The 11,667-nt window shown below is 49.8% G+C and carries 10 protein-coding genes; 1 reads left to right on the forward strand and 9 read right to left on the reverse strand.

The genetic code is table 11. The features are described from left to right. Nucleotides 1-101: 101 nt before the first annotated feature. The 4 genes from eno to ligA are packed head-to-tail and all read right to left on the reverse strand — an operon-like array spanning nt 102 to nt 4,536. Nucleotides 102-1,388 (reverse strand): phosphopyruvate hydratase, encoded by a 1,287-nt coding sequence (gene eno / locus UCH007_RS02615; protein ID WP_046960981.1) that lies wholly within the window; start codon nt 1,386-1,388, stop codon nt 102-104. Between the two features lie 18 nt (nt 1,389-1,406). Beyond that, nucleotides 1,407-1,886, reverse strand: coding sequence for a TIGR00725 family protein (locus UCH007_RS02620; protein WP_041341602.1), 480 nt, complete (start codon nt 1,884-1,886; stop codon nt 1,407-1,409). Nucleotides 1,887-1,933: 47 nt separating this feature from the next. After that, entirely contained in the window at nt 1,934-2,503 is a 570-nt protein-coding gene (gene pth / locus UCH007_RS02625) for an aminoacyl-tRNA hydrolase (protein ID WP_046960982.1), read from the reverse strand. Beyond that, nucleotides 2,503-4,536, reverse strand: a complete 2,034-nt coding sequence (gene ligA, locus UCH007_RS02630) for an NAD-dependent DNA ligase LigA (RefSeq protein ID WP_046961528.1) — start codon at nt 4,534-4,536, stop codon at nt 2,503-2,505. Before ligA ends, pth begins: the two co-directional genes overlap by 1 nt. Nucleotides 4,537-4,680: 144 nt before the next feature. Here ligA and UCH007_RS02635 point away from each other — a divergent pair, with 144 nt between their 5' ends. Continuing rightward, nucleotides 4,681-6,009: a DUF1015 domain-containing protein gene (locus UCH007_RS02635; RefSeq protein ID WP_023652105.1), complete on the forward strand. Its 1,329-nt coding sequence runs from the start codon at nt 4,681-4,683 to the stop codon at nt 6,007-6,009. 72 nt (nt 6,010-6,081) lie between these two features. Here the strand turns inward: UCH007_RS02635 and pdxT are convergent, their stop codons facing one another. The 5 genes from pdxT to UCH007_RS02660 all read right to left on the reverse strand — a co-directional run bounded on the left by pdxT (nt 6,082) and on the right by UCH007_RS02660 (nt 11,587). After that, on the reverse strand, nt 6,082-6,669 hold the full coding sequence (gene pdxT / locus UCH007_RS02640; RefSeq protein WP_046960983.1) for a pyridoxal 5'-phosphate synthase glutaminase subunit PdxT: 588 nt from the start codon (nt 6,667-6,669) through the stop codon (nt 6,082-6,084). Between the two features lie 73 nt (nt 6,670-6,742). Further along, complete coding sequence (gene serA / locus UCH007_RS02645) at nt 6,743-8,323, reverse strand: phosphoglycerate dehydrogenase (protein WP_023652107.1); 1,581 nt, start codon at nt 8,321-8,323, stop codon at nt 6,743-6,745. 1 nt (nt 8,324) lies between these two features. Next, nucleotides 8,325-9,413: a pyridoxal-phosphate-dependent aminotransferase family protein gene (locus tag UCH007_RS02650; RefSeq protein WP_046960984.1), complete on the reverse strand. Its 1,089-nt coding sequence runs from the start codon at nt 9,411-9,413 to the stop codon at nt 8,325-8,327. Between the two features lie 59 nt (nt 9,414-9,472). Further along, the gene (tyrS, locus tag UCH007_RS02655) at nt 9,473-10,663 is read right to left on the reverse strand and encodes a tyrosine--tRNA ligase (protein WP_046960985.1); all 1,191 of its coding nucleotides are present in this window, start codon (nt 10,661-10,663) and stop codon (nt 9,473-9,475) included. Nucleotides 10,664-10,669: 6 nt separating this feature from the next. After that, the gene (locus UCH007_RS02660; protein WP_046960986.1) at nt 10,670-11,587 is read right to left on the reverse strand and encodes a bifunctional riboflavin kinase/FAD synthetase; all 918 of its coding nucleotides are present in this window, start codon (nt 11,585-11,587) and stop codon (nt 10,670-10,672) included. Nucleotides 11,588-11,667: the final 80 nt, after the last annotated feature.

Genomic DNA, 11,667 nt, shown 5'->3' on the forward strand with positions numbered 1-11,667 from the left:
GGCATCTGGCATATCTTTAAAACTTCACCCTGCGGATGCAGTGTGGGCGGGTTTTCACCGGCTGCCGGCTGCATCCAGAGGGTTTCTATATCCTTTTGTAATTATTTTAAGTTGAAAAAGGCCTCTTTGCCGGGGTATTTGGCCTTTCCGCCCAGTTCCTCTTCAATGCGGAGCAGGCGGTTATATTTGGCAGTGCGTTCCGCGCGGCAGGGAGCGCCGGTTTTTATCTGGCCGGCATTCATGGCCACAGCCAAATCTGCAATAGTAGTATCTTCGGTTTCTCCGCTGCGGTGGCTGACCACTGCCGTCCAGGCGGAATTATTTGCCATTTTGATAGCGGCAATAGTCTCAGACAAAGTGCCTATCTGGTTAAGTTTAATAAGTATGGAGTTGGAGGCATTTTCTTTTATGCCCCTTTCCAGCCGCTTTATATTGGTGACATAAAAATCATCACCCACCAGCTGCACCTTGCCGCCAAGTTTCCGGGTAAGCATTTTCCAGCCGTCCCAGTCATCTTCAAAAAGGCCGTCTTCAATACTGATTATGGGGTATTTTTCCACCCAGCCGCACCAGTAATCCACCATTTCGGCACTGCTGAGGGTTTTATTTTCAGTTGCCAGGGTGTATTTGCCTTCCTGATAAAGTTCGCTTGAGGCCGGGTCAAGGGCTATGAATATATCTTCACCGGGGCGGTAGCCGGCTTTTTCGATGGCTTGCAGTATGACTTCCACCGCATCTTTATTGGTGGGTAGGGAAGGGGCAAAACCTCCTTCATCACCTACAGTAGTATTCTGGTTCATACCTTTCAACACTTTTTTCAGGCTGTGGTAAACCTCGGTACCCATCCGGAGTGCCTCGGCAAAGCTTTTGGCACCTGTGGGCATCACCATAAACTCCTGAAAGTCAGTGGAGTTTGAGGCGTGTTTGCCGCCGTTTAATATATTGAACATGGGTACGGGCAGGATGTATTCGTCACAGTTGTTCAGGTAACGGTAAAGAGGCATATGGCAGGATGCGGCTGCGGCATGGGCAACTGCCAGTGAAGTGGCCAGCATGGCGTTAGCCCCCAGCTTGGCTTTATTGGGAGTGCCGTCCAGTTTTATCAAAAGGTTATCCAGCCCCTGTTGGTCTGATGCTTTGAAACCGGATATGGCCTTAGCAATGGCGGTGTTTAAATTAGTAACTGCCTTTTGTACGCCAAGCCCGTTATAGCGGGATTTGTCTCCGTCACGCAGTTCCACGGCTTCATGGCTGCCAGTGGAAGCACCCGAAGGTACAGCCGCCCGGCCGAAAGAGCCGTCAGATAAAACTACATCCGCTTCAACGGTGGGGTTGCCACGGGAATCCAGTATCTCTCTGGCCTTGATAGACTTGACTACTGCAGACACAATTACCTCACACTCGTATTAGTTTATTAAATCCAGAGCCATTGTAACCGCTTCAAGGGCATTTCCGGCTTTGATTACAGCACCGTCAGCCTTGCCGTTCTGGCTCATTGACCAGCTGTTTAAAGTGATTACCGGCAGTCCGCTTTGGAGGGCATAGGCTATTTCAGACAATGTTCCGTAAGCACCGCCCACCGCAATAACCGCCTGGGCAGATTTGACCACCATAACATTCCGGGCAAAGCCTATACTGCTTATTATGGGTATTTGGACATACGGGTTTGCCTCTTCGCGGCTGTTTCCCGGCAGTATGCCTATGGTCAGCCCCCCGTTTAAGGCTGCGCCCCGGCAGGCGGCTTCCATTACCCCGCCCATGCCCCCGCAGACAAGTGTAACCTGCCTAAGCGCAAGTTCTTTGCCCACTTCCTCTGCCAAACGGGTTTCTTCCGGCGTGGCTTTGGAGGCACCTATAACCGCAATGAAAATACGTTTATTATCCATGAAAAGCAAGGGAATTATAACACCCCCGTGCTATTTGGGGCAAAGATTTAAGAGTTGAAACGGTTGGAGGCGGTATCCAGCCCACAGGTCAGCAGGCAGGTGAGTGCTTCGGAAGCACGGGTAATAGCCTTGTCCATAATCTCCCGTTCTTCCCCGCCGAAGTTGCCCAGTACATGGTCTACCACCTCAGTTCCGTTATTCCGGCTATCCGGCTTGCCGATACCTATCTTCAGGCGGATAAATTCCTTGGTGCCGATGTCTGTAATAATAGACGAAATGCCGTTATGCCCTCCGGCACTTCCCCCCAGCCGCAGGCGTATTTTGCCCGCAGGCAAATCCAAATCATCCTGCACCACAATAATATCAGCGGCTTTAAGGTTGTAACGGCGTAGCAGCTGGCTGGCGGCTTTGCCGGAGAGGTTCATATAAGTCTGGGGTTTGGCCAGCACTATTTCCTCGTCATTTATGCGGCCGGAACCGGTGCGGGAAAGGCAGCATTTTTTGTCAAAGCTGATATGGTTGTCTTTGGCAAAACGGCTCAGGCACTGGAAACCCACGTTATGGCGGTTGCCTGAATATTCTTTGCCGGGGTTTCCCAGACCGATAATAAGTTTCATCAAGATTGCTCCAGCATATTTATAAATTCCTGTTCGGACAGCTCTTTTACCCCCATACTGCGGGCTTTAGCCAGCTTGGAGCCGGCATCAGCACCTACTACCAGATAGCGGGTTGCTTTGGTAACATTGTCCTTGGCCGTGCCGCCAAGTGAGCGGATTTTTTGCTGTGCTTCTTCGCGGCTTAAACTTTCCAGTTTGCCGGTGACTACAAACTCCACTCCGGAAAGCGGCAGAGGTTTGTGTGAGGGCTTTTGGTCTGAAGCAAGCTTTACTCCGGCTGTTTCCAAACGGCGGATGACCGCTATGTTTTTTTCTTCGCTGAAATAGGCTTTTATGCTGCTGGCTATCTTGGCACCTATATCCGGTATGGTTTGCAGTTTATCAAGACCTGCCCCAACCAGTGCCCATATATCCCCGTAGCGGCTGGATAGCAAAGCGGCTGTCTCATTCCCCACGTGGCGGATACCCAGCCCGAATATTACCCTGTCCAGCGGGCGGCTTTTGCTGTCTGCAATAGCTTTTATTATATTATCCGCACTTTTTTCACCCATGCGCGGCAGTTTCAGTAAATCAGCCGCAGTTAGGTAGTAAAGGTCTGATACGTTTTTGACCAATCCCTCTTGTGCCAGTATCACGCTCAGGCTTTCGCCGATGCCGCGGATATCCATAGCCCCTCTGGAAACAAAGTGTTCCAGCTGGCGTTCAAACTGGGCGGGGCAGGAAACGTTGGCACAGTAGTGCATAGCCTCGCCTGCGGGGCGGTATATTTCCCCTCCGCACACCGGGCAGGCCGGGCGGTTAAGTTTGGGGTTAAACAGGGTTTCCTCCATGCTGAAGGGTTTTGATTCGGGGCTGCGTTTAGCCGGCACCGGGGCAACTACCTCAGGTATTACTTCGCCTGCCCGCTGGATTACTACCGTATCCCCTTCACGGATATCCTTGCGGAGGATATCATCTTCGTTATGCAAACTGGCTTGTTTTACCACTACCCCGCCTACATTTACCGGTTCAAGGATGGCATACGGGTTTAAAGTGCCGGTACGGCCTACCGATATGCCTATTTTTCTAAGGAGGGTAGTGACCTGTTCGGCCGGAAATTTATAGGCGATAGCCCAGCGGGGTTCACGTCCCGCATCCCCCAGTTTTTGCTGCAGGGATACGGAATCTACCTTGAAGACTACCCCGTCTGCTTCGTAGGGCAGGGAATCCCGGTTTTCCGCCATCTCACGGTAGTATTCTTTGGCTTCTTCCAGGGTGTTTACCAGACGGTTACGCGGGTTTATCCTGAAACCCAGGCGGCTGAAGTACTCCAGTATCTGCCAGTGGCTGTCAGGCAGCAGGCTGTCTTCCGCATACCCCAGAGCATAAATAAATATATCCAGCGGTCTTTCGGCCGTTACTGACGGGTCAAGCTGGCGGAGCGAACCGGCGGCGGCATTGCGGGGGTTGGCAAAAAGGGATAGCCCTTTATCAGCCCTTTCACGGTTGAGTTTGGCGAAGCCTTCTTTTGGAAGATACACTTCACCCCTTATTTCAAAAACAGGGGGGGCACCTTCCTTGGTATTTAAGGGTATAGAATGGATAGTTCTCAGGTTTCGGGTAATATTTTCGCCCTGAAAGCCGTCACCCCGGGTAGCACCGGTGGTAAACTTGCTGTTTCGGTAGGTAAGTGCAACTGCCAGCCCGTCCATTTTGGGTTCGCAGTCTATCTGAAAAGCGGCATTCCCCAGCAGTTTCTTTACCCGCAGGTACCAGGCTTCCAGTTCCGTATCTGAAAAGGCATTTGCCAGAGAAAGCAGCGGATAAGGGTGATTGACAATGCCGAAGGCCTTTAGCGGCTCAGCACCTACTCTTTGGGTGGGTGAGTCCGCCGTAACAAGCTCAGGGTGGGCTTCTTCCAGTTCTTTCAGACGGCGGAGCAAGGCATCATATTCGGAATCAGAGATTTCAGGGTTATCCTGAACGTAATACAATTGGTTATGGCGGTTTATTTCACGCCTCAGGTTTTCTATTTCAGTTCGGGGGGAAAACATATCTTCCATACAGGTTATTAGTATATCACAGCCCCTGTTTAGAGCAAGTACAAAAGTATAACCGCTTACGTTTGACAGGGGCTTGCGTCAGACGCCGTTCTAAGTTAAACTAAAACCAGAATTTTGTGAGAGGAAGCTAGAAAAATGGCTGAAGTTCGGGCTTTTCATGGATTACGTTACAACCCTATGTTTGTGGACGATATGGCAGATGTTATCTGTCCGCCTTATGACATTATCAGCCCTGAACAGGAAAAAGCCCTTAAAGAACGCAGCCCTTACAACTATATACGTTTGGAATATAGCCAGCCTACCCCTCAAGATAATGTTGTAGACAACCGCTATACCCGTGCCGCCGCCATACTGGAAAAATGGATAGGTGAACGGGTAATAACTGCTGAAAAGAAGGCAGCTATATATATACATGACCATTACTTCAGTGTGTTCGGCAAACAGTATAAAAGACGGGGAATTATTGCCAGAGTGCGGCTTGAGGAATGGGACAGGATGGTTATCCGCCCCCACGAGGGCACACTTTCCGAACCTAAAAGGGATAGGATTAATCTTATTTCAGCCGTCCGCGCCAATACCAGCCCGGTGTACGGGCTGTATCAGGATATTGAAAAAGATATAAACCGGGTATTGGAAATCCAAACAGGCGGCAAGCCGGCTGTCAGCATGAATATTGAAGGCGAACGCCACGAACTTTGGGTAGTCACCGATGATTCTGCTATAGCCAAGGTGACAGCTTTGTTTGACAAGAAACCCATCTATATAGCTGACGGGCATCACCGCTATGAAAGTGCCTTGACTTATAGGCGTGAACGTCTGGCCGGCAACCCTCAGCTGCCCTCTGATGACCCGGTTAATTTTGTAATGATGACCTTGGTAGATTTTGCCGATCCCGGTCTGGTAGTTTTGCCGGCACACCGCCTGCTGGGTGGTATGGATGCAAATACCTTGTCAAACCTTAAGACTAAACTGGCTTCCTTCTTTGATGTAACTACTATACCTGCCAAACTGCCTGGTGCTTGGGATACTCTGGATAAGGCTCTTAGAGAAGAGGGTAAAATCCGCTTGGCTATGTATGGTTTGGGCGGCACAGAGAATTTTACCTTGCTGACCCTGCGTGAGGTTGAGACCGCCAGTAATCTTATGCCGTATTTCCATTCTGATATATATAAGAAACTGGATGTTAGTGTACTTGACCATATTATCCTTGAGGAGCTGATGGGGCTGAAGACGGTGGAGGACCCACGCATATCTTTCAATTTTGACCGTAATGATGTGGTTTCAAGGGTGAAATCTGGTGAATTCCAGATGGCTTTTATTCTGAATCCTATGAAGGCGGAAATTATCAAGGCTATTTCAGATGTATCTGACCGCATGCCCCGCAAATCCACTTACTTCTTCCCCAAGCTGCCTTCGGGCTTGGTAGTTTACCGTTTTGACTCTGAGGCAAGTACTAAAAAGTAAACCACATAGGTTTATAAAACAAAGAAGGGGAGGTGAAAACCTCCCCTTTATGATTTTACCTAAATATTTTAATCAGGGCTTATAATCTTTGGCCATCTGGATAAAGTACCGGTGAAAGCGGTTATCCGCAGAGAGTTCGGGGTGGAACGATGTTGCCAGAAGGTTATTCTCCCTTACTGCCACTATAATCCCATCAGGCAGCTTGGCCAGTATGTCAACATCTTTGCCGGTTTTTTCTACCAAAGGAGCGCGGATAAATACTGCAGGGAAATCCCCGCCTTCCAGCCCTTTTATCTTCAGCATTGCCTCAAAGCTGTCCACCTGCCTGCCGAAGGCATTCCGACGGACAGTTATATCCATAAGTTCAAGCGTTTTTACCCCGGAGATATCTCCGCTTAGCTCTTTGGCAAGGCAAATCATACCGGCACAGGTACCCCAAACGGGCATGCCGTTACGGGCTGAATCTTTTACAGGCTTGGCCAGGCCGAATGTGTAAAGGAGCTTGGTTATGGTGGTGCTTTCACCGCCGGGAATAATAAGCCCAGAAAGTTCAGACAGTTCTTCAGCCTTGCGTACTTCCACCGCTTCCGCTCCCAGCGTGCGCAGCATATGTATATGTTCCCGGAATGCCCCTTGCAGGGCCAGTACACCGATTTTCATTTATTCCTCAAATAGGCAAGGCTACCAGCAATTTAAGCGGTAGCCTTGCCATATTACCACAAACTCTAAAAGACTAGATTTTTACAACTTGGACAGTTTGAACGTCCTGCAGGGACAGCAGCTGCTGGCGCTGTTTTTCCGGCAGGGGTTCATCCAGAGCCAGTATCATCAGGGCCTGCCCCCTGGCTTTCTGGCGGCTGAGGTGCATATAGCTTATGTTGATATCTGCATCCCCGGTAATCTTGCCGGCCGCACCTATCAGTCCGGGGCGGTCTATATGGTCTGCAAACAGGAAATAACCGCCGGTAGGTACAATATCTATCCAGTAATCATTCAATTTCACAATGTGTACATCACCGCGTACCAGACTGCCGGCAACCGTATTGGATTTACCGTTATCGGTATCTATGGTGACTGTAATCAGGCTGGAAAAATTCTGGCAGGCTGCTTCTTTTTGTTCGGTTACACCCAGCCCGCGCTGCGCGGCTACGATATCAGCATTGACCACGTTTACCCGTTCTTCGCTGATATGTTCAAGTATACCGCCCAGCACCAGGGCCTTCAGGGCGGTGGTGTCATAAGCGGCCAGTTCGCCGCAGTATTTAATGGTCACATTTTTCATGTGCCCGTCAGTCAGCTGGCTTACCAGGCTGCCCACTGTGCGGGCAACCGGCATGAAAGGACCAACTACCGGCAGGCTTTCGGCCGAGATATAGGGTGCATTTACGGCGTAGCGGGCAGGGCGGCCTTCAAATACATCTATTACCTGTTTGACTACGTCAGAGGTAGCCAGCTCCTGAGCTTCGGCAGTGGAAGCACCCAGGTGGGGGGTAACAATAATATTGTCACACTCAAAAAGGCAGCTTTCGGTGCAGGGTTCTTTGGAGAAAACGTCAATAGCGGCACCGCCGATACGCTTTTCTTTGATGGCTGCTGCCAGTGCTTCTTCGTCTATGATGCCGCCGCGGGAGGTATTGATAAGGCGGACAGTGGGTTTCATCATTTCCAGTTCCTTGGGACCGATAAGTCCCTTGGTCTGGCCGGTCATGGGAACATGCAGGGTGATAAAGTCAGCCTGCTTCAGCAGGTCTTCAAAGGGTACCAGTTCTACCTGCAGTTTTTTGGCACGTTCCATAGATATAAAGGGGTCATAACCTATAACCCGCATTTCCAAAGCTAAAGCCCTTTTGGCTATCTCAGAGCCGATATTGCCCAAACCTACAATGCCCAGAGTTTTGCCCTTAAGTTCAGAGCCTACAAATTCATTGCGTTTCCACTGGCCGGATTTCAGGCTGGCGTTGGCTCTGGGAATATGGCGGGCCATAGACAGCATAAGGGCCAGGGTATGTTCGGTAGCGGAGATAGTGTTGCCGGTGGGGGCATTTACCACGATAATACCGTTACCGGTGGCAGCTTTTAAGTCAATATTATCTACGCCCACTCCGGCCCGGCCGATAACCTGCAGTTTTTTACCGGCATTGATAATATCAGCGGTGACCTGGGTCTGGCTGCGTACCAGCAGGGCGTCATATTCACCGATAATATTTACCAATTCCTCCGGTTTAAGGCCGGTCTTTACATCTACCTGTGCAATCTCCTTAAGGGGTGATAATCCGGTTGCGGAGAGTGCATCGCTTACCAGTACTTTTTTCATTTTAACTCCTGAAACCTGCCTTGGGCAGGGCTAATTTAAGATTATCCAGTGTAACTTTGATATCGTTTTCGGTTACCCAACCCAGATGACCTATACGGAAAATCTTGCCTTCCAGAGGGCCTTGTCCGCCGGCCAGCACGGTGTTGTATTCTTCGCGCATTACCTTTAAGAGCTTCTTGGGGTCAAGCCCCTCGGTAGCCAAAACCGCAGTAACGGTGTTGGATGCATATTTTTCTTCGGCAAGCAGGGTCAAACCCAGCTCTTTGACACCCTTGCGGGTAAAGTCAGCAATTTTCTGGTGGCGTTTGAAAATATTCTGCATACCTTCTTTTTCCATCATAATCAAAGCTTTGTGCAAAGCTACAATAACTGAAACGCAGGGTGTCCAGGGTGTCTGCCCTTTCTCAATACTGGCTTTGTGTTTAGCCAAGTCCCAGTAGAAACGGGGCATCTTGGATTCGGCATTGGCTTTCCATGCATCAGGGCTGACAGAAATAAAAGCCAGACCCGGGGGAACCATCCAGCCTTTTTGTGAGCCGGATACAACTACGTCACAACCCCATTCGTCAACCGGCAGGTCAATGGAACTGAGGCTGGAAATGGCATCTACCATCAGCAGCTTGCCGGCACCCTTTACTACGGATGCCAGAGATTTAAGGTCATTGGTAATGCCGGTGGAGGTTTCGTTGTGGGTAATCAGCACCGCTTTTATTTCGGGGTGTTCCGCCAGAGCCTTTTTGACCAGAGCGGGGTCAGCCGCTTTGCCGTGCTCAAAATTAAGGGCAATTATCTTAGCCCCGAAAATGGAGGCAATCTTGGCAAAGCGTTCGCCGAATACACCTATGGAAACGCTTAGTACGGTTTCACCGGGAGATAAAAAGTTGACAGCCGCGGCCTCAAGGCCGCCAGTACCTGAGCCAGTGAGCACCAAGACATCATTCTTTGTCTGGAAGAAATACTTCAGTTTTTCAGCTACCTCTTTCATGATAGCTGCCATTTCGGGTCCGCGGTGGTTTATCATCTGCTGGCCCATGGCGGTTAAGACTTCTTCAGGACAGGGGGTAGGTCCGGGGATTCTCAGGTTTTGCATACTGGCTCCTTTTCAAATATTACCTTTAGTATATAAAAAATATTGCTTTTAGCAAAATTCTAAACAGCTTTGGAGTAGCGTCTCTTGCCGGCTTTTATTATATCACCGCATTTTACAGTTGTACCGGGGTCTGATATTTTAGCGGAATTTATTTCCACCCCGCCCTGTTCCAGCAGGCGGCGGGCTTCGCTTTTGCTCTTGGCAAGGTCCGCCTTGATAATAAAATCTATCACGCAGATGCCCTCACCGTTTTCCAGGCGGCATTCCGGCATATCTTCCGGTATTTCACCCCGCTGCACCACCCGGGTAAACTGGGCATCCGCCTCTTCGGCGGCAGCTGTGCTGTAAAGCTGAGTTATCAGCTCGCGGGCAAGGCGTTTTTTAAGTACCATGGGGTTTATCAGACCGTTTGCCATCTGGTTTTTAAAATCAGCTATTTCGGTTGCGGGTATGTCGGTCACCAGTTCAAAATACTGGAGTATCAGCTCATCCGGGATAGACATACACTTGCCGAATATTTCAGTGGGCTCTTCGGCTACGCCGATATAGTTGCCCAGACTCTTGCTCATTTTGTGGACGCCGTCAGTGCCTACCAGTATAGGTACCATTAGCACCTGCTGGGGTTTCTGCCCCAGCATTTCCTGCAGTTCGCGCCCTACCAGCAAATTAAACTTCTGGTCTGTCCCCCCGAACTCCACGTCAGATTTCACCATGACAGAGTCATAGGCCTGAAGCATGGGGTAGAGCAGTTCGGTTACGCTGATGGGTTTGCCGGCGGCATATCTTTTGGCAAAATCGTCTCTGGCCAGCATTTGGGCTACGGTAAATTTGGAAGAAAGGCGGACTACGTCTTCCAGTTTAAAGTTACCGTACCATTCGCTTTGCCAGCGGACTTCGGTTTTATCTTTATCTACAATCTTGAAAAACTGCTCCAGATAGGTTTTGGCATTTGCCTTTACCTGCTCGGCCGAAAGCATGGGGCGGGTGACAGAAGCGCCGGAAGGGTCACCAATCTGGGCGGTCCAGTCTCCCACTATCAAAACTACCTGATGCCCCAAGTCTTGAAGCTGGCGGAGTTTCCTAAGGGCTACCATGTGTCCCAGATGGATATCCGGCGAACTGGGGTCAAAGCCTTCTTTCAGGCGGAGCTTTTTACCCGAAAGAAGCAGTTTTTTAAAGTCTTCTTCTACAATTACCTCGGCTACGCCCCGTTTCAAAATCTGGTCTATCCGGTTTTCCGCTTGGTTCATCTGGTATTACCTCAGTATATCTCTGGCTTTTGATATATCAGCTGAAATCTGGGTTTTCAGGGCTTCGGCATCTGCGAAGCAGATTTCAGGCCGTAAAAATTCTACAAATTCCACCTTAAGTACTTGCCCTCTTATATCACCTGCAAAATCCAGCAGGTGGACTTCAAGGCGGTGTTCCTCCTGCCCGAAAGTTGGGCATGAGCCTATATTTGCTACCGCGTTATACTCTTTTTCGCCTAAAAATGCTTTGGCGGCATAAACACCGTCTGCCGGCAAGGCCAGATAACCGGGCAGGGTAAGGTTGGCGGTCGGGAAGCCCAGCTTCGTACCCCGGTTTGCCCCGTTTTGAACAGTCCCGCGGAGGTGATAGTTTCTTCCCAGCATCAGGCGGGCTTTGCTGACATTGCCGGAAAGTAGTGCCCGGCGGATGGCAGTAGAGCTGACTATCTGGTTTTCTATAACTACCGGCGATACTACCGAAACGCTAAAATCCATAATATGGCTAAGCCGCCTAAGAGCAGTGGTATCTCCAGCCCGGTTTCTGCCCAAAGCAAAATCCGAACCTACCACAATACCTTTCATATGCAGGTGGTCCAGTAGATAGCCTACAAAGTCGGTGGCGGAGACAGTGGAGATTTCAGGGGTGAAAGAGAGCATTATTATCTGGTCGAGCCCCATTTGCGAAAGCGCCAGATTGCGTTCTTCCAAACTTAGTATCAGTTTAATATCATCCTGTCCAAGCACTTTGCTGGGGTGGTCTTTAAAGGTGATAAGGCAGCTTTGCAGATTACGTTCTTTGGCCTGTTTTTTAAGCTCATTTATAAGGTGCTGATGCCCCAGGTGGACACCGTCAAAAACGCCTATGGTAACAAGGGTATCTTGGTCTGAGGAATGGCGGATAATTTCTTCTTCAAGGAGTGTCATACAGTTGCCAACCTCTTGCTAAGTATTTCATTCTAGTATCTGATAAAGAAAAAGGGGCTTTCCCCAATATGAAACCCCTG

This window comes from Dehalococcoides sp. UCH007, from assembly GCF_001010485.1.
In the GTDB taxonomy this organism is placed as follows: Bacteria; Chloroflexota; Dehalococcoidia; order Dehalococcoidales; family Dehalococcoidaceae; genus Dehalococcoides; species Dehalococcoides mccartyi_A.